General features: G+C 58.7%; 18 protein-coding genes. 14 read left to right on the forward strand and 4 right to left on the reverse strand.

The window, feature by feature from the left end; genetic code table 11:
• Window positions 1-3 precede the first annotated feature (3 nt).
• The 8 genes from XH89_RS36900 (at window position 4) to XH89_RS36935 (ending at window position 6,716) form a co-directional block, all read left to right on the forward strand.
• Window positions 4-900, forward strand: coding sequence for an ABC transporter permease (locus XH89_RS36900; protein ID WP_206733165.1), 897 nt, complete (start codon window positions 4-6; stop codon window positions 898-900).
• A gap of 9 nt (window positions 901-909) precedes the next feature.
• The gene (locus tag XH89_RS36905; RefSeq protein WP_128929673.1) at window positions 910-1,710 is read left to right on the forward strand and encodes an ABC transporter permease; all 801 of its coding nucleotides are present in this window, start codon (window positions 910-912) and stop codon (window positions 1,708-1,710) included.
• A 257-nt stretch (window positions 1,711-1,967) separates the two neighbouring features.
• The gene (locus XH89_RS36910) at window positions 1,968-2,444 is read left to right on the forward strand and encodes a biotin/lipoyl-containing protein (protein ID WP_164933834.1); all 477 of its coding nucleotides are present in this window, start codon (window positions 1,968-1,970) and stop codon (window positions 2,442-2,444) included.
• Window positions 2,441-3,145 (forward strand): allophanate hydrolase subunit 1, encoded by a 705-nt coding sequence (locus XH89_RS36915; protein WP_128929671.1) that lies wholly within the window; start codon window positions 2,441-2,443, stop codon window positions 3,143-3,145. Before XH89_RS36910 ends, XH89_RS36915 begins: the two co-directional genes overlap by 4 nt.
• Entirely contained in the window at window positions 3,142-4,146 is a 1,005-nt protein-coding gene (locus XH89_RS36920) for a biotin-dependent carboxyltransferase family protein (protein WP_128929670.1), read from the forward strand. Before XH89_RS36915 ends, XH89_RS36920 begins: the two co-directional genes overlap by 4 nt.
• Complete coding sequence (locus XH89_RS36925) at window positions 4,143-4,556, forward strand: biotin/lipoyl-containing protein (RefSeq protein WP_128929669.1); 414 nt, start codon at window positions 4,143-4,145, stop codon at window positions 4,554-4,556. Before XH89_RS36920 ends, XH89_RS36925 begins: the two co-directional genes overlap by 4 nt.
• 28 nt (window positions 4,557-4,584) lie before the next feature.
• On the forward strand, window positions 4,585-5,352 hold the full coding sequence (locus XH89_RS36930) for a LamB/YcsF family protein (RefSeq protein WP_128929668.1): 768 nt from the start codon (window positions 4,585-4,587) through the stop codon (window positions 5,350-5,352).
• Entirely contained in the window at window positions 5,352-6,716 is a 1,365-nt protein-coding gene (locus XH89_RS36935; protein WP_128929667.1) for an acetyl/propionyl/methylcrotonyl-CoA carboxylase subunit alpha, read from the forward strand. The genes XH89_RS36930 and XH89_RS36935 overlap by 1 nt, the downstream gene beginning before the upstream one ends.
• A 137-nt stretch (window positions 6,717-6,853) precedes the next feature.
• Here the strand turns inward: XH89_RS36935 and XH89_RS36940 are convergent, their stop codons facing one another.
• Entirely contained in the window at window positions 6,854-8,005 is a 1,152-nt protein-coding gene (locus XH89_RS36940; RefSeq protein WP_128929666.1) for a CaiB/BaiF CoA-transferase family protein, read from the reverse strand.
• 13 nt (window positions 8,006-8,018) lie between these two features.
• Window positions 8,019-8,867, reverse strand: coding sequence for a MaoC family dehydratase N-terminal domain-containing protein (locus tag XH89_RS36945; RefSeq protein ID WP_128929665.1), 849 nt, complete (start codon window positions 8,865-8,867; stop codon window positions 8,019-8,021).
• Between the two features lie 92 nt (window positions 8,868-8,959).
• Between XH89_RS36945 and XH89_RS36950 the strand changes: the two genes are divergently transcribed.
• The gene (locus XH89_RS36950; RefSeq protein ID WP_128929664.1) at window positions 8,960-9,895 is read left to right on the forward strand and encodes a LysR substrate-binding domain-containing protein; all 936 of its coding nucleotides are present in this window, start codon (window positions 8,960-8,962) and stop codon (window positions 9,893-9,895) included.
• 198 nt (window positions 9,896-10,093) lie between these two features.
• On the opposite strand, the gene XH89_RS36955 is transcribed toward XH89_RS36950, so the two are convergent.
• Window positions 10,094-11,353 carry a Glu/Leu/Phe/Val dehydrogenase gene (locus tag XH89_RS36955; protein ID WP_128929663.1) on the reverse strand — a complete coding sequence of 420 codons (1,260 nt, stop codon included), beginning with the start codon at window positions 11,351-11,353 and terminating at the stop codon, window positions 10,094-10,096.
• A gap of 153 nt (window positions 11,354-11,506) precedes the next feature.
• On the reverse strand, window positions 11,507-12,955 hold the full coding sequence (locus XH89_RS36960; RefSeq protein WP_128929662.1) for an aldehyde dehydrogenase: 1,449 nt from the start codon (window positions 12,953-12,955) through the stop codon (window positions 11,507-11,509).
• A gap of 292 nt (window positions 12,956-13,247) precedes the next feature.
• Between XH89_RS36960 and XH89_RS36965 the strand changes: the two genes are divergently transcribed.
• From XH89_RS36965 to XH89_RS36985, 5 genes are read left to right on the forward strand one after another with little or no spacing between them, the layout of a single operon-like run.
• Window positions 13,248-13,805, forward strand: coding sequence for a phosphonopyruvate decarboxylase (locus XH89_RS36965; protein ID WP_232995587.1), 558 nt, complete (start codon window positions 13,248-13,250; stop codon window positions 13,803-13,805).
• Window positions 13,806-13,810: 5 nt separating this feature from the next.
• Window positions 13,811-14,443, forward strand: coding sequence for a thiamine pyrophosphate-dependent enzyme (locus XH89_RS36970; RefSeq protein ID WP_206733166.1), 633 nt, complete (start codon window positions 13,811-13,813; stop codon window positions 14,441-14,443).
• Window positions 14,444-14,459: 16 nt separating this feature from the next.
• On the forward strand, window positions 14,460-15,266 hold the full coding sequence (locus XH89_RS36975; RefSeq protein WP_164933835.1) for an ABC transporter ATP-binding protein: 807 nt from the start codon (window positions 14,460-14,462) through the stop codon (window positions 15,264-15,266).
• Between the two features lie 40 nt (window positions 15,267-15,306).
• Window positions 15,307-16,125, forward strand: a complete 819-nt coding sequence (locus XH89_RS36980) for an ABC transporter permease (protein ID WP_164933836.1) — start codon at window positions 15,307-15,309, stop codon at window positions 16,123-16,125.
• A 19-nt stretch (window positions 16,126-16,144) separates the two neighbouring features.
• On the forward strand, window positions 16,145-17,251 hold the full coding sequence (locus tag XH89_RS36985) for an ABC transporter substrate-binding protein (RefSeq protein ID WP_128929659.1): 1,107 nt from the start codon (window positions 16,145-16,147) through the stop codon (window positions 17,249-17,251).
• The last annotated feature ends 13 nt before the right edge of the window (window positions 17,252-17,264 follow it).

The following is a 17,264-nucleotide window of genomic DNA, read 5'->3' on the forward strand; positions in this document are numbered from 1 at the left end:
TCAATGACGGATGTCGGAACTGAGAGGACGACCCGGCGGCACAGCGGCAGCGGAATGTTGTTCAAGGCGCGGCCGGTAAAAGTCGACTCCCAATTTCTTCTTCTCGTTCCAACTAGCGTACCGTTGATGCTTCTGGCGATCGGTGTCATCTCACTCGTGGTCGGCTCGTTCACGTCGAACAACGAATTGAGCTTCGCGCAATACCAGGCAGTCTTGGCGCGTAAAGATTACATTGAGACTCTTTATCGAACGATTTGGTTGGCCGGTCTCACGACCTCGATTTCGCTCCTGATAAGCTATCCCACTGCCTACTGGATCGCGCGATATCCGGGAAGGCGCGACATCTTTCTCATCATTCTGATGATGCCCTGGTTGGTAAGCGTCGTCGTGCGAACGTACGGCTGGATAGTGATCCTGGGCAAGAAAGGGGTCATTAGCCAGGCGTTGATGTCATCAGGCCTGATCGCGGGTCCATTAGAAATCCTGTTCAGTCCGACCGCCATCGTGATCGGGCTGGTTCATGTATTCTCACCCTTCATGATCCTTGCGATAGTGACAGTTCTGATCCGGCTGGACAAATCACTGGAGGAGGCGGCAGCCAGTCTCGGCGCGGGACCGTTTGAAACGTTCCGCAGGGTACTGTTGCCGTTGAGCTTTCCTGGGATCGTGACGGGCAGCATCATCGTGTTTCTGATGTCAATGGGATCGGTGGTCACTCCTCTGTTGCTCGGCAGCATGCGTGACAAGATGCTTGGTGCGCAAATTTATCAAGATGTCTTTCAACTCTTCAATTTTCCGAAGGCCGCGGCGCTAGCGATGATTCTTTGCGTCGCTGCCCTGGCGGTCGTGCTGCCTCTGCAGCTACTCGAGGCTCGTGCGAAGAAAAGTGCGGCCTCTTAGGGAGGTAGGATGAAAGTCGCTTGCCGCATAGTCGCCGTCCTAGTGCTCGCCTTTTTGCTCGCACCGATTGTGGTCGTGGTGCTGTCCTCATTCTTCGAGTCGGGATTCATCGAAGTTCCGCTCAGCCAGCCTTCACTGAAGTGGTACAGTCAATTCTTCAGTAGCGACGAGTGGATTTTAACGGCGGCCGACAGCGTCGTCATTGCTTTTGTTGTCGCGGTGGCGAGCACTGCCCTAGCGCTGACAACCGCATTGGTGACCGCGCGCCGCCATTTTTGGGGCCGCGCATCATTCGAGTTCATGATTTTGGTGCCGCTGGTATTGCCGCACGCCGCAATGGGTGTCGTGATGCTGACCGTGATCGGATCGCTCGGCTGGAATGGAACGTATAGCGGCATTGTGCTGGCCCATACAATCCTAGCGTTACCCTTCGCTTATCGACCGATCCTGAACAACATGCGGAGCCTTGAGAAGGATGTCGAGGAGGCGGCGATGAATCTGGGCGCGACGCCCGTCGTGATGTTCTTCAAGGTTATTCTTCCACTGATGCGGCCGGGCATTGTCACGGCACTCATCTTCAGTTTTATCATTTCGTTCGACGAGTCGACCGTGACGCTCTTCCTAATCGGACCCGACGCCACAACTCTGCCAGTCAAGATTTTTGCCGCGATACAGGAGGACGCAAGTCCGATTATATCGGCAATTTCGACGATGTTGATCGGAGCAACCGTCTTTGTACTGATCGCTGTGCAGAGGTTGGTTGGCTTGGAGGCGTTTGCTGAGGCCGAGGGAGGGCCAGGCCGGCGATAGCAACGGCTGCTGTGTAGAAGGCGTCCGGTCTCTTCCGACAGGAGGTGCTTGACGGCGGAAAAAAGAAGCTGCCGTCAGCCGGGGCTATATGCATCATATGCATGAAAGTAGGTACTTTTGTTATTGGCGTTGTTTTGGCGAACTGTTTTTAGTGTTGCCCAGCATATGGCTGGCACGCAGCTCCATCGAGGATCGATGGCTGAATGGCTTCGACGTTTGCGACGCAAGAAGATGAGTCTTGGAGACGAAAAGGAGCCATGAAAAGCGAAGACTTCAAGATGATCTCAAAGCTCATTGGCTTGATGCATGGATCAGGGGTCGAGGAGCTGGAAGCATCCGACGGAGACTTGCGCGTAAAGATCACGATGTTTGCGGCCGCACAGGGTAGGCAGGAAATGCATGGGGCGGCGCCTTCCGATCCGCCAGTTGATGCGACCGTGTCGAACGAAGCCGTCGACGAAACGACGTCGTTCGTCTGCGCTTCAATGCAGGGCATTTTCCATCGCGCGCCCGCGCCGGGTGCCGAACCTTTCGTAGTAGTTGGAAGCCGGATCTCCACAGGTCAGCAGGTCGGCATCATCGAAGCGATGAAGCTCTTCACTCCACTGCTCGCTCCGACAGCCGGTGTAATCGAGCAAATATTGGTGGAAAACGGAGTGGAAGTGCAGGCCGAACGGCCATTGTTCAAGGTGAAGTGCAATAGCAATACCAGTAGCGATGGCGAAGCGACATGAAGCCTTCCAGGCCGATAGAGTTTGCAAACCCGCAGGTGAGCTTGTGCGGAAGTGCGGCGCTCTTGTTCGATGCGGAGGGGCCGATGTGTCTACCCACACAGGAGCGTATCTGGACTCTTAGCAAGCAGGTCGGTCAATGGGACGTGGTTGTCGATACTCAAGTCGGTATGAATAATCTTCTCGTCCTGTTCGACTCTTCGAAGGCCGATCCGGAAGCACTTGCATCGAGACTTCTGGAGAGCTGGAGGAAAGTTGAACCGGGCGGTCCACAAGGGAAGCTTCTTGAGGTTGGTGTCGTTTATGGAGGCGATCGCGGCATGGACCTTGGTGAACTGGCTGCTCATCACGGTATCGATCCGGAGACCGTCGTAAAGCTGCATTCCACTCCGGAATATGTCGTGTTCGCGCCCTCCACGACGCCGGGATTCGGCTATCTCTTCGGTTTAGACCCACGTCTCTTCACACCTCGAAGAAAGGTGCCCGTGGTGCGTCCGTTTGGGGGAAATGTGACGATCGGGGGCGGGCAATCAAATCTTGGAAATCCTCGCGGCGCCGGTGGGCCACCGACGTTTCCGACCGGCTGGTACGTCATCGGGCACGTACCGGAGGCGCCGGTGCCGTTTGATCTAAGTCGCAATCCGCCAAATCTTCTCGATGTCGGTGATCGAATTCGCTTCCGCGTGGAGCGCATAGAGAGATGATTGAGGTTGTTCAGACTCCGCCGCTCAACTCCGTGCAGGATGACGGCCGTGTCGGCTTTCGAGGATTTGGGATTGGACGATCCGGGGCGATGGATCACGTGGCCTTGGCGGCGGCCAATGCGCTTTTGGGAAACGAGGAGAACGCGGCCGCCATCGAACTGCAATTGTATCCGTTCGCGGTGAAGTTTCATTCTGACACTCTTTTTGTGCTTACAGGCGCGACAGCTCGTGCAAAGCTCGATGGCGTGGCGGTACTTCCTTGGTGGGTGACGCCGGCTCGCGGCGGCCAAAAGCTTGTGGTGTCCGAGCCGGTGGACGGTTTGCGGACGTATTTGGCGATCGCCGGTGGCGTCGAAGTTCCCGTAATACTCGGATCTCGCAGTACGCAGCTGCGCGATGGCTTCGGCGGCTTTGAAGGGCGCTCGCTTAAGGCCGGAGACCAATTGGAGGTAGGGCACGCCGCTCCGGTCACTCTGCGGGATTTAGGAGGATATGGCGCCAGTCCAGCCTTGTCTGAGCTGCCGTCGGCGACGTGGGCGGGCAGCAGCCCGGGGGGAGTCATCCTCCGCGTCATTACGGCATCGGAGTACGACCTGTTCGACGAATCCTCCAAAACCGCCTTTTGGACCACACCTTGGACGATTTCCACGAAAAGCAGCCGGATGGGCTATCATCTTACGGGCGCGACACTGTGCCGGACGCATGACGTGGAAATGAGGTCGCACCCGATCGTACCTGGCGTCATTCAGGTGCCGCCTTCCGGTGATCCGGTGATACAACTGGCGGACGGTAACTCTGCGGGCGGTTACCCGAAGATTGGTGTCGTCATCGAGCCCGATCTTTGGCGGATTGGGCAAGCAAGGCCAGGCCAGTGTCTTCACTTCGTTCGGTGCAGCTTCGCCGAAGCTCGCGATGTCGAGAGGGTGACGCGCAGCTACATCGAGGAGATCCGACGGTTGGCAAAGTTTTGTAGGTGTTCCCCGCGAGCGAAGCTCCCATGAGCATCGAGTCTTGGGAATTAGCGGAGTTGATCGCCCAAATGAAACGGGCAGGCGTGAAAGAGTTGGAGGCGCAACGCGGAGAGAGTTCGATCCGCCTCTCTCTGGGCCGGCACAACCGCAAAATGGTGGGGACGAGAGCGCTAGAGCTGGCTGGCGTCGAGCGGACCGACGCAGCCACGTTCGTTCGGGCTCCTGCTGTGGGTAGGTTCTCGAATAGACACCCGTTGGGAGAGGCGACGACCGTAGGAGATCACGTTCAAGAAGGTGACTTGCTCGGGGTGATCGCTATCGGACCAATCTTCAGGCCGGTGATCGCGCCCGTCGCCGGTCGTGTGATCGAGCAGGTCTGCCGCAGTGAGAGCGACGTCGAATACGGAACGACGCTATACCGCATAATGGCATCGGGCTGAAACGAAGGTCCTGCCGAAAGGAGCACCCATGGAGATTGATCTCAATTCTGATCTTGGCGAAGGCCTTGGCCGTTGGAGGATGGGAGACGACGAGGCGCTGATGAAGCTGGTCTCATCAGCGAACGTCGCTTGCGGCTTTCACGCGGGCGATGCGGTCATCATGACGCGCATGGTCGAGGCAGCGAAAGAGAACGGCGTAGCTCTCGGCGCACATGTCGGGCTGCCGGACATACTCGGTTTCGGGCGTATCCCGATGAAGATCGATCCGCGTGACATGCAGAAGCATGCGCTTTATCAACTGGGTGCGCTTTCTGCTATCGCGAAGGTCAATGGCTACAAGGTTACCCACGCGGGGACCCATGGCGCCCTGGGCCAGATGGCACAGGAAAACAAGGAATATATCGAGAAGATTCTCGAAGTGTTCGCGGCGTTCGACAGGGATCTGATCATCGCGGCTTCGGTCAAGAGTCACGCAGGCACATTCGCGAAGTCGCTCGGATTGCGGGTGGTAGGCAAGATCTTTGCTGACCGGGCATACGACGACGAGGCTCGCTTGGTTAATCGGCGACATCCGGGCGCACTTATCACCGATCTGACCGAGGTTGCGAGGAGAATGAGCCAGTTCCTCGATGACGGGACTATCACGTCCGTGTCGGGAAAGCGGATCAAGGTCGACGCAAAATGTGTCCTGGTCCATAGCGATACTCCGGGCGCTGTGGAAATCGCGAGAGCCGTAAGGACGGTGGTCGAAGACGGCGGAGGACGTATCGTTCCGCTAACGGAGCTTGCGGCGTAATGTCGGTGCGGTCCATATTGATCGCTAATCGAGGCGAGATAGCGCTCCGGATCATTCGCGCGTGTCGGACGCTGGGGCTGCGAACAATCGCTGTCTGCTCCGAGGCAGATCGAGGGGCGGCTTACCTTGCTCTTGCCGATCGAGCGGTCTGCATCGGCGGCGCGGCGGCAGATACGAGCTATCTGGATATTGGGGCGGTGATGCTCGCAGCAGCCGCCGTTGGTGCCGACGCAATTCACCCCGGATACGGGTTCTTGTCGGAGAACGGAGACTTCGCGGAAGCGGTCGAAGGCGCTGGGCTCATCTTCATTGGTCCGACCTCCGATGTTGTCCGGCTAATGGGGGATAAGATCGCCGCGAAGGCGAAAATGCGCGAGCTCGGCGTGCCTTGCGTTGCGGGAAGTCATGGCGCGCTTCCCGATGATCCGCAGCTCTGCCAAGCGTGTGCGACCGAGGTTGGGTACCCTCTTATCATTAAGGCGGCGGGCGGCGGCGGCGGTCGCGGCATGCGGATCGTACGAGACAGCGCAAGTCTCCACCAAGCGATCGGAGCCACGCGGGAGGAGGCGAGGCGGGCATTTGCCAATCCGACGATCTACCTGGAGAAATTTTTGGAGCACCCGAGGCACGTCGAGATCCAGGTCATCTGCGATGGGGGAGGCGAGGGAGTATGGCTCGGCGCCCGCGACTGCTCGATGCAGCGCCGCCACCAGAAATTAATTGAAGAGGCGCCGCCGCCAGGCGTGCCTGAGGCCAATATCGCCGAACTTGGGGAGCGCTGTGTAGCCGCTTGCCGGGCGATCGGCTATCGCGGCGTAGGCACCTTCGAATTTCTCTACCAGGACGGGATATTCGCTTTCATCGAGATGAATACGCGCATACAGGTCGAACATCCAATAACCGAGGAAACCAGCGGCATCGATATCGTGCGCGAGCAGATTCGGGTGGCATTGGGCGAGCCGCTCGGACTTCGTCAATCCGAGGTCACCTGCAGAGGCCATGCTATTGAGTGCCGGATCAATGCGGAACATCCTTTCGACGGCATTCCTTCTCCTGGTCGTGTTGAGAGCTGGCTGGCTCCGGGCGGACCGGGAATTCGGGTCGATACCCATATCGTGGCAGGTTCGGAAGTCCCTTCACACTACGACTCCTTGATAGCCAAGGTGATCGCTAGGGGCGAGGATCGTTCGGAGTGTATCGAGCGCATGCTTTCGGCCTTGGCAGACCTGCGCGCAGAGGGTATCCGGTTGAACACCGAGCTTCACTCGGTGGTATTGAAGGACGCGTCCTTTCGGGACGCGCGCCTTAGCATCCACTCCTTGGAAGACATCCTTCGACGGCGCGCCTCGTCCGATCGACGGTGAGCGTGATAGGCGACGGCCCGTCGAACCTAATGTGCAATCGAGCACGCATCAAAGGCGGGCAGCCTTGGGCGAATTCGTGCAGTGCGAGATCGCGTCCGATCGAGTCGATGACTTCGGGCTCGGGTCCCAGGAAGATATCAGCTCTCGCGGAACTCGGTCAGACCGAATTCCTTCAAGACGGCCTCGGTATGTTGTCCGAGGGACGGCACCGGGTCCATACGCGGCTGCCAGGACTCACCGCTAATTGGTCGCAAAGATGGCATCGGGCCCGCCGGGGTTTCGATATAAGCCCAGCGCTTGCGGCTGCGCAGTTGCGGATGATCCCACACGGCGGACATGTCATTCACGCGAGCCGTACCGATCCCGGCGGTCTCGAGGCGCGAGATGGCTTCGTTCGACGGCAGCTTGCGGAACGTGTCACAGATGACGGCATCGATCTCAGCTCGCTCTTTCATCCGGCCCGCATTGCCCTTAAAGCGTGCTTCGCTGGCCCACTCGGGCCGTTGTAAGACGATCGTCGTGAACGCGGCCCACTCGCGATCATTTTGAAGTCCGAAAAGTACCATGCCATCAGCAGTTTCGTAGGGCCCATATGGGAAGATCGTGGCATGGCCAGCTCCCGCCCGAGCCGGAGGTTGTGCTCCGTCCATCGCATAGTAAAGCGGATATCCCATCCATTCCACCATGGCCTCCAGCATCGAGACTTCGACATGATCGCCCTGTCCGCTTTTGGCTCGACGCAGCAAGCAGGCCAAAATGCCCTGAAAAGCCATTGTGCCCGCAGCGATGTCAGCAATCGAGATGCCGGCCTTTGCAACGGCGTCCGGCGTGCCGGTCGTTGACAAAAAGCCGGCCTCCGCCTGAATCAGTAGATCGTATGCTTTGCGCTTCTCCCACGGCCCATTCGGACCGTATCCAGATATGTTGCAAGTAATCAGCTGCTTGTATGTGGAGCGCAGCACGCCATCGGCGAGCCCTAGGCGGGCAGCTGCCCCTGGAGCAAGATTTTGCACAAACACGTCTGCGTGCGCGATGAGCCGTTGCACGGCTTCCAACGCTCCCGGCCGTTTCAGGTCGAAGGTGACGCTCTCTTTCGACCGATTGGTCCAGACGAAATGACTGGCAAGACCACGCGCACGCGTATCATAGGCCCGAGCAAAGTCGCCACCATCGGGCCGTTCGATCTTTATGACTCGGGCGCCGAGGTCGGCAAGCTGACGCGTGCAATAGGGAGCCGCGATTGCCTGCTCGATTGCGATGACCAATACCCCGTCCAGTGGCCGCGTCACGACACCTCCGACCTTAGATTGTAGCTTCCGCCTTCATGATAAGCTCGTCCCGATCGTTCGTGGCCCACAGCAGGATTTTTCCGGTTTCGTCCGGCGGACTGCCATTCAGATGAAGTTCGCTGCCGTCGAAAAGCGGCGACACCGCGCGGAAGGAATATGCCTTCACCACCACTGAGGAAGGGAGACTGCGCCTAACGAGATCGATCAGGAGAGTAGCAATGAGCGGACCATGGACGATCAGGCCTGGATAACCTTCCACCGCAAAGACGTACGTTCGGTCATAGTGAATACGATGGCCGTTGAACGTGAGAGCCGAATAGCGAAACAGCATGACGGTATCCGGCACGATGCTGCGATGCCATGGTCCTTTCGGTGCAGTTGATCTCGCTCTGTCGGCGGGCGCTGTGACATCTCGATAGACAATGTCGTGATGGTCCGTCAGAAGTAGATGGCCGTTCTCGTCGTGGACGGCGTGCCCTACCGTGACGAACACCAGAGGGCCGGTCGTACCTTGTTTGGACGTCACGCTTTCGATCGTCGATGTCCGCTTGACATGCATGCCCACGCGCAGCGGGCTCTTAAAGGTGAGCCTGCTGCCCGCCCACATCCGCCGGGGAAGGTCATGGATGGGAGGAAGAAAGCCCCCGCGCTTGGGATGCCCGTCAGGCCCTAATGTCGATTGCCGTTCGTTAGGTAGAAAATACAACCAGTGGGCCAGCGGAGGCAGCGCAACCCCCGTTGAATAGAGCTGGTGGTCGGTTTCGAGGGTCGCATCCAGACGCTCAATCGGACTGGCTGTCACCATGTCTTCCTGGGTTACTGTGCGCCCGATCCATTCCTGGTAGTCGTGTCCGTCAACCATCTAGACCTCTCGTTCTGGTCGAACCTATTGGATATCGCTGGTGGACCAACAGTCGTATTATCCAGCAACAGCATTCGGAGTTGGAGAAAGGCATGCATTTCGATCTGGTGGATCTGCGGCTGCTTGTGCTCGTCGTGGACAGAGGTGGGCTTGCCGCGGCAGCCAGACATGCCAACCTCTCTGTTTCTGCGCTGTCCGAACGCATGAAATCGCTAGAGGAGCGGGCTGGCCTGCAGTTGTTCGAGCGTACGGTCAAAGGGACACGACCGACCTCAGCGGGACTGGAGTTCGCCGGGCACGCCCGCAGCATACTTATGCAGGCAGAGCGGCTGAGCGGGGCGGTCCGATCGTGGAGAAAGCGCGAACGGGGCCTGATACGGATGCGGGCCAATTCGAATGCCATCGCAAGCTTCCTTCCGGATGTCTTGGCGAGCTATCTCGCCCGGCATCCCGACGTGACGGTCGATCTCCAGGAGCAGACGTCGGATCTCATCGCGGTGGCGGTAAGAGCGGGTGAAGCAGACCTCGGAATTGCCGCCGAGAATGCGCAGTTTGAAGGGCTGCGAACGGAGCCATTCGGAGTGGACCGCCTTGTCGTACTGGTTCCTCCGGGGCATTGGCTCGCCGACTACACCTCAATAGGGTTCGCCGAGGTGTTGAACGAGCACTTCATCGGCCTAGATGAGCAGGCATCCATTCAGACATATCTCGCCGATCATGCGCGAAGGCTCGGTCGAGAGCTGGTCATCCGCATACGTTTGCGAGGGTTTGAAAGTGTTTGCCGCATGGTGGCTGCGGGCGCCGGCGTTGCCGTCGTCCCAGTAAGCGTCATCTCTTCTTCGGTGAAGGACGCAGGAGCGCGGGCTGTCGAGTTGTCGGATAACTGGGCCCAACGCAATCTTGTGGTCTGCCTCCCGGTCGATCGTCCCGTATCAGATCTGGTGCAGAGACTAATAGCGGACATAGCGAGGTCTACTAGGTCTCGATTCGCCGAAATCGGCGGAGATGCCGGCCCCCTGCGGACATAATCAGCCAGTGTTCGCCCACCGCGAGGGCGGCTTTCGGCAGAAACGAGTTTACAAAGAGTTCGCCGCGTGCGCTTTAGATCTCGGCCTCGCATGAGGCGTTTCCTCCCTGACTCGCCGAGGCCTTCAAAGGTCTCGGCATTTTCGTGAGATGAGGATGGGCAGAGTGCCGCTCGCCGTTAGCGAAGAATGGTGAGCTTATTATGGGAAAAGCCCTCGGGTCGTTTTCGCTGCCCGCACTCGTTCGACACCTATGGCCATGGCGGCGGTTCGATGAGAGACGTTGTCACGAGCGGCGCGGGTAACCATATCGTTGAATGCGCGATCGAGGATCTGATATTCCCTCCGCATAACCTCTTCTTCTTCCCAGAACAATTGCTGGAGGTCTTGAAGCCACTCGAAATAACTCACGATCACGCCGCCCGAGTTACAGAGAATATCCGGTATGAGGAATATCTCGTTGCGGCGCCTCTCTAGGACCAGATCAGCCTCCGGAGTGGTCGGGCCGTTGGCGCCCTCAGCAAGCACGCGACATCGCAGATCCCGCGCCACGCGATCATCGATCACCCGCTCCATGGCTGCTGGCACAAGGACGTCGCAAGGAAGCTGCAGGAGCTCGGCTGGATCGAGACGGGGCGCTTCGTGATAATCAGACAGACTTCCGTGCCTCGCCGCATGACGGATCAACTGTGTGACGTTGAGGCCTGCACGGTCGTAAAATGCGCCCGTGTGGTCGCCGACACCTACTATCTTGACGCCGCTCCTGCTCAACTCCAGTGCCGCGTACGAGCCGACGTTGCCGAAGCCTTGAACCACCGCGGTCGCCGTCGACCAGTCGATCGACAGATCCTTCAAAACTCGTTTGGCCAGATGGGCGACGCCGCGTCCTGTCGCCTCCCGACGCCCTAAGGTGCCTCCCGCGCCAACAGGCTTGCCGGTTACGATCTCCGTTACGGTACGCCCCTGGTACATGGAATACGTGTCCATGAACCACGCCATCACTTGCTCGTTGGTGCCCATATCGGGAGCCATGACGTCGACGTGCGGACCCACGAACGGAATCATCTCCTGCATATAGCGGCGCGAGAGCGCCTCAAGCTCTCGGTGGGAAATCTTCGCTGGATCGACACGAATACCGCCCTTCGCGCCGCCATAGGGTAGTCCGACCAGTGCGCATTTCCAGCTCATCCAAATCGCGAGGGCGGCGACTTCGCCGATATCAACACTAGCGGCAAAGCGCGTTCCTCCCTTGGTCGGCCCGAGTGTAAGGTGATGCTGGACTCGATAGCCCTCGAATACGGAGATCGACCCGTCATCACAATGGATGGGGCAAGAAACCGAGATGGCGCGCTTGGGAAGAAGCAAGCGGCTGCGTTCGTCGATGGGAATTGCCAGATGATCGGCAATCACGGTGAACTGTCGTGAAGCCATCTCGAAGACGGGCCCACTATAGATGCTCATTTTGGCTCCGATTTATCAATAAGCGACGGCCCGGGAGCAATCGACTAAGCGCCCGCGAGCGGATGGAGGACGCGCGGCTGTCTCGCAGCGCCGGCGATCACGTGAGAACTTGCGGGCGTGCAAGCACGCAGGCCCGAAATAGCAGCGGGATGTCTACTGCAATCGGAGCCACACGCTCTTCGTCTGAAGGAAATCCTTCATCGCGTCGATCCCACTTTCACGCCCCAAGCCGGATGTCTTGTAACCACCAAAGGGAACGGCAGGATCAGTCTTCCGATACATGTTGATCCAGACCGTTCCGGCCTGGAGTCGGGCTGCGACGCGGTGAGCGCGACTTACGTCCTTGGTCCAGAATCCCCCGGCTAAGCCGAAGTTGGTCGCATTAGCCGTGCGGATCGCATCCTCTTCATCCTTGAACGCGATAACAGAAAGAACGGGACCAAAGACTTCCTGCTGGGAAATCGTCATCGTGTTCTTCACATCGGCATAGATCGTCGGTTCGACGAACCATCCCTTGCCGCATTCCGGGGCGTGGGATCGCTTGCCGCCAAGCACTAGCCGCGCGCCCTCCGAGCTGGCTGTGTCAATCATCGAAAGTATCTTGCGGAATTGCTGTTCCGTCGCGACAGGGCCGATGTCGGTCGCTGGATCCAACGGGTCGCCCAGCCGCATGCCGCTTCCACGCCGGACCAGCTTTTCAAGGATCTGTTCAAGCACCGTCTCTTGAACGAGTAGGCGGGAGCCCGCGACACATGTTTGCCCGGTCGAGGAGAAAATACCTCCGACGGCACCGGCTGCCGCAGCATCCAGATCGGCGTCCTCGAAAATGATGTTAGGCGATTTCCCGCCCAGTTCCAGGGCTACCGGTTTGAGGTGGCGAGCGGCGAGCTCGTAGACTTTGCGACCGGCGTCGACACCACCAGTGAAGGAGATCTTGGCGACTAGTGGGTGCTGGACCAGCGCGGGTCCGATCTCGGAGCCGTAGCCGGTAAGAACATTCACGACGCCGGGCGGCACTCCAGCCTCTTCGAGCAGATCCACGAACAACAGTGTCGATGTGGATGTGAATTCTGATGGCTTGACGACCACCGTGTTGCCGGCGGCGAGGGCCGGGGCAATCTTCCAGGAAAGAAGTCTCAACGGCGAATTCCACGGAGTGATCGCGGCGACGACGCCGATCGGCTCGTATCGTGTGTAGTTGAAATAATTCTCCGGATCGACGGGGATAACGGAGCTGTGGACCTTGTCGGCAAGGCCGGCGTAGTAGTGATACCACTGCGCCATCGTCTGCATTTGGGTCCGCATTTCGGAAATAGTCTTTCCGTTGTCGCGGATCTCCCATCGCGCCAGGCTCTCGATGTTCTTCAGCACGAGATCTCCAACCCGGTGAAGAATAACCCCTCGCTGCTTTCCGGTCAGCCGAGGCCAAGGTCCTTCGACGAATGACCTGTGTGCGGAGTCGACTGCGTCGTTCACGTCGGAAGCATCGGCTTGCGGGACAGTCGCCCAGGTCTCTGATGTAAAAGGGTTCTGTGTTTCCAATCGCCGTTGGCTCTTTGACGCGCGCTTTTTTCCTCCGATCACCATCTCGAAGTGCTGCATTCCATCTCCTCCGTTTGAGCGTTCGCAACAAGCAGCTCAATAGATCGAGGTAGCAGCATGGGCAACGACAGCAGCTGTTATGGAAGTATGATCAAAATGAAAGAGGAGGCTTGTCCTGCGCGTAAGCTTCGGGGACTTCGAGTAAATTTGTCGCGACGGCCGTGGTTTGGTGCAGCGCGGGAAGCGACCGGCTGTCGATCTCGCCTTGACGTCTCCGGCTCACTGATCGTAGCAATCACTACGACGTCGTCCCGGTTGCCGGGTTGGTCGGAGATACAAGGAGGATCGTTCATTGTCAGCAGCTGTGCACGCAGAGAGCCGCGTTAAGGCGAAGGAAGCCGCCCGGGCGGGCTGGCAATATGAGTTGTACGACCTGCTCCGACGAAACAACTTCACGCAGTTTGCCTACGTCCCGGATGCCGGCCACACCGTTCTCATCAACGAGTCGCTCGCAGATGCCGAGGTCGAGTCGATCGCGCTTACAACCGAAGAAGAAGGTGTCGCGATGATGGCGGGTGCCGAGTTGGGCGGCGCCCGTGGCGTGCTGCTTATGCAGAGCAGCGGCGCGGGTAATTGCGTCAACCTTCTCTCCCTGATAGCGGGCGGACGCTTCCCTTTCTTGACGCTCCTGAGTATGCGCGGAGATTTCGGCGAGGGTAATCCCTGGCAGATGCCGATGGGGAGGGCCGTCGAGCCGGTCCTGGAAGCGATGTCGGTTCGATGTCTGCGTGTAGACCGGCCTGAGGACGTCGTGCCTGTCGTCTCGGCTGCCATCACGATGGCCTTCCAAGGCGGCGAGGCAGTTGCGGTCCTCCTCACTCAAAAACTCATCGGCGCGAAGGCGTTCTAGGGGGCATGATCATGAAAGCAAATGTTGGCAATCCGGAGTTCGACGAGCGCTACGTCCTTGATCGACGTGAGGCCGTTCCAGCGTTAGTGGGAGGTCACAAGGAGTTCCTGTTCATCGCGGGCTTGGCTGGCACCGCGCGCGATGTGACTTCGCTGGTGAACGATGGTCCGTCCGCCTATGGTCTCGGAGGGGCCATGGGGGCGGCGACGATGATGGGGTTGGGTCTCGCTCTCGCTCGTCCCGATCGTACCGTCATCGCCTTTTGCGGTGACGGAGAGTTGCTGATGAACGTCGGGTCCCTGGCCACCATCGGCGTCCGCAATCCTCCCAACTTGAGAATCGTTTGTGTCGACAACGGTCACTACGGCGAAACCGGCTACCAGCGCAGCCATACGAGTTTGGGCGTAGACCTTGAGAAGATCGCCGTCGGGTCCGGCATCAGGCGCACCCTGACTATCGGTACAGCAGCCGAGCTACCGAAAGGCAGCAAGTTGCTGCGGGAATCTGAAGATGCCGTCTTCATCTTGATGCGGGTCAAGCCCACCGATCCGCCGAAGTTTAAGCGAACTCTGGATCCGGCCGTGTGCCGCGTCCGTTTCAAGGCTGCTTTGGCGGATGCAGCTCGTGCGGGCGGCTGAGTCGAAGAGGCGCGAAGTGCCGACGGCACGCAGCGAAGACGCCGCGCCGTCGGCTACCGGCATCGACGTTCGCGATGTATCGAAGATCTTCGCGCTCGGCGCTTCGGAACAGACCGTGGCGCTCAAGCCGCTTTCCCTCACGATCCGGAAGGGCGAGTTCTTCAGCTTCATCGGACCGTCGGGATGCGGCAAGACAACCTTGCTCCGCATCATCGCCGGCCTCACCACCCCCACGACAGGTGGCGTTTTCATAAATGGCACGCAAGTGACCGGACCGGATTCACGGATCGGTATGGTCTTCCAGAAGTCCACGCTTCTACCCTGGCGAACGGTTCTTCAGAATCTTCTCCTTCCCGTCGAGGTGACGAAATCATGCTCGATGCAAGAGGCGAGATCGCGGGCCGATCGCCTGCTTGAGATGATGGGAATTGCCGCTTTCAAAAATCGCTCGCCAGACGAGTTATCCGGCGGCATGCAACAACGAGCGGCGATAGCTCGGGCGTTGATCACAGATCCCGAAATCCTGGCCATGGACGAGCCCTTCAGCGCGCTCGACGAATTCACGCGTGAGCGCCTGAACGATGAACTGATGGGTCTGCAAAAGAGCGCGCAAAAGACCATCATCTTCGTCACGCACAACATATCCGAAGCGGTCTTTCTGTCTGATCGCATCGGAGTGATGGCCCCAAGACCCGGGCGCTTAGACAGCATCATCGAAGCGCAGGGCTTTCCCGCTGTGAGGGACGCCTCACTCCGGAAGAAGCAAGAATTTTTCCGGGAGGTGGCGAGAGCCCGGGATGCCTTCGATAGGCTTCATTTGTGACTCGGGACCTATCGTTCGATGTTGTAAACGGAGAATGCAAGTGTCCAGCCAGGCCGTGAGAAGCGAATCCGAGATCGGCTCAGTCCCCTCGATCCTAGAGGGGGGCCGAAAATTCGGAGCAGCACTGCTAGCGCTCGGCATTGCGCTGCTGCTTCTCGCTATCTGGCAACTCTCGTCCCAATATCGACTTGTGTCCGCTCTGATCCTCCCGAGCCCAGCTCTGGTAGCGGGCGCGCTCTACGAAGGCGTGGTCGGCGGACGCTTCCTGAACGACATCCTCGTGACATTCAACGAAACCGTACTTGGCTTCCTGTTTGGAACGGTCGTCGCCATCACTCTGGGGGCGACGTTCGCATATTCGGGGCTCCTGCGGCGTGCCGGCTATCCCTACGTCATTGCTGTTCAGACGTTCCCGAAGATCGCTATCGCTCCCTTGCTGATAGCCTGGTTCGGATACGGCATAGGACCGAAGGTCATCATTTCGGCTCTACTCGCCTTCTTTCCGGTATTCACCGCTACACTTGCCGGATTCACTGAAGTGAACTCGGACATGATCGATCTGCTGCGATCGATGAAGGCGACGCGGCTACAAGAACTTCGCAAATTGAGGCTGCCCTTCGCGATGGCTTTCATCGTGCCTTCTCTCGATGTGGCCATCGTGCTGGCTTTGCTCGGAGCAATCGCTGCCGAACTGGTCGGCGGAGCCGCAGGTCTGGGGCAGGTCATTCAACAAAAGTCGTTCACGGGCGACATAGCGGCCGTTTATGCGGTCCTCGCTCTCACGGCCGCAATCGGCATAAGCCTTAGAAGCATCGTCAGGACGGTGACCCGAGCTCTTCAGTCAATGGCGTGGGGCTGATTGCAGGTATGGGCACGCAATGCCTTTCGGCACGATTGAATGGAGGAAGTCCTTGCGTTTAGTAGGTTGTTTGGCGGTTGCAGCCAATCTGTCCGTCTTCGTCTGTGGTGCGACGCAAGCCGAGAGTCTGAAGGAAGTGACCTTCGCATCCTCGGATACAGCATTGAGCATCGGGTCCGCGCCTTACTCATCGCTCCAGCCCACCTTGAAGTTGCCGGAGAAGTACGCGGGGGTGACGGTCAAGTTTCAACCTACCGCTGGCGCGACGGCTGCGGTGCAGGCCGTAAGCAACGGCAATGCATTCTATACTTTGGTGGCGTTAGCGTCCTTCTTGCCGCTCGCCCGTCAAGACCCGAACCTTGTTATCGTCTCGTTCGACCCCGGCAATTCTCTCCGGGTGATTGTGCCCCCCGATAGTCCGGTGAAGGGTCCCTTAGACCTGAAAGGTAAAGTTATTGGAGTCGGTAGTTTTGGCACGGCGGCCTATCCGTATGGCAAGGCTATCCTCAAGGAAGCCGGCCTCGATCCCGACAAGGACGTGACCTTCCTGCCGGTCGGTCTCGGAGCACCAGCGGCGGACGCTTTGAAAAGCGGCAAGATCCAGGCTTTCGCGGGGTTCGATAGCCCGAACGCGGTGATCGGAAATCTCCTCGGCGTGAAGATGAGAGACGTGCCGTCCCCGCTGAACGATCTCGTTGGTATGGTCGGTATGGTTGTCACCCGCAGTGAAATCGAAAAGCATCCGAAGGTGGTCGCAGGCCTGTGCCGTGCGCTCTACGAATCGTTCTTCTTCGCCGAAGGAAACATCGAAGGGACCGTGCGCAATCACTTTAAGGTCTATCCTGGCCAGCTCCCATCGAACAAACCACTTGATGAAGCGGTCCGGGAAGGCGAGGTCATCCTGAGAGCCAAGCTCGACGTCGTGAACCACAGAGGAGCCGGTGGCATCATCGGCTACCAGGAACTGCCGACCGTTCAGCACACCGTCGACAAGCTGTACGAGAACGGAATCCTTCCGGAGCGGATGGAAATATCAAAGTACGCGGACCAACGGTTCAAGAACGATTGTGGCGGTTTCGATCCCGCTGAGCTCCGGGCGCAGGCCCGCGCTTGGAAACCGCAATAGAGGAAATCGACAA

Origin of the sequence: Bradyrhizobium sp. CCBAU 53340 (genome assembly GCF_015291645.1) — a bacterium.
Lineage (GTDB): Bacteria > Pseudomonadota > Alphaproteobacteria > Rhizobiales > Xanthobacteraceae > Bradyrhizobium.

What these genes read in the sequence shown, in the direction of transcription:
- XH89_RS36900 (WP_206733165.1), top strand. Translation starts at nt 4, where the DNA reads ATGACGGATGTCGGAACTGAGAGGACGACCCGGCGGCACAGCGGCAGC.
- XH89_RS36905 (WP_128929673.1), top strand. Translation starts at nt 910, where the DNA reads ATGAAAGTCGCTTGCCGCATAGTCGCCGTCCTAGTGCTCGCCTTTTTG.
- XH89_RS36910 (WP_164933834.1), top strand. Translation starts at nt 1,968, where the DNA reads ATGAAAAGCGAAGACTTCAAGATGATCTCAAAGCTCATTGGCTTGATG.
- XH89_RS36915 (WP_128929671.1), top strand. Translation starts at nt 2,441, where the DNA reads ATGAAGCCTTCCAGGCCGATAGAGTTTGCAAACCCGCAGGTGAGCTTG.
- XH89_RS36920 (WP_128929670.1), top strand. Translation starts at nt 3,142, where the DNA reads ATGATTGAGGTTGTTCAGACTCCGCCGCTCAACTCCGTGCAGGATGAC.
- XH89_RS36925 (WP_128929669.1), top strand. Translation starts at nt 4,143, where the DNA reads ATGAGCATCGAGTCTTGGGAATTAGCGGAGTTGATCGCCCAAATGAAA.
- XH89_RS36930 (WP_128929668.1), top strand. Translation starts at nt 4,585, where the DNA reads ATGGAGATTGATCTCAATTCTGATCTTGGCGAAGGCCTTGGCCGTTGG.
- XH89_RS36935 (WP_128929667.1), top strand. Translation starts at nt 5,352, where the DNA reads ATGTCGGTGCGGTCCATATTGATCGCTAATCGAGGCGAGATAGCGCTC.
- XH89_RS36945 (WP_128929665.1), bottom strand. Translation starts at nt 8,867, where the DNA reads ATGGTTGACGGACACGACTACCAGGAATGGATCGGGCGCACAGTAACC.
- XH89_RS36950 (WP_128929664.1), top strand. Translation starts at nt 8,960, where the DNA reads ATGCATTTCGATCTGGTGGATCTGCGGCTGCTTGTGCTCGTCGTGGAC.
- XH89_RS36955 (WP_128929663.1), bottom strand. Translation starts at nt 11,353, where the DNA reads ATGAGCATCTATAGTGGGCCCGTCTTCGAGATGGCTTCACGACAGTTC.
- XH89_RS36960 (WP_128929662.1), bottom strand. Translation starts at nt 12,955, where the DNA reads ATGCAGCACTTCGAGATGGTGATCGGAGGAAAAAAGCGCGCGTCAAAG.
- XH89_RS36970 (WP_206733166.1), top strand. Translation starts at nt 13,811, where the DNA reads ATGATCATGAAAGCAAATGTTGGCAATCCGGAGTTCGACGAGCGCTAC.
- XH89_RS36985 (WP_128929659.1), top strand. Translation starts at nt 16,145, where the DNA reads ATGCCTTTCGGCACGATTGAATGGAGGAAGTCCTTGCGTTTAGTAGGT.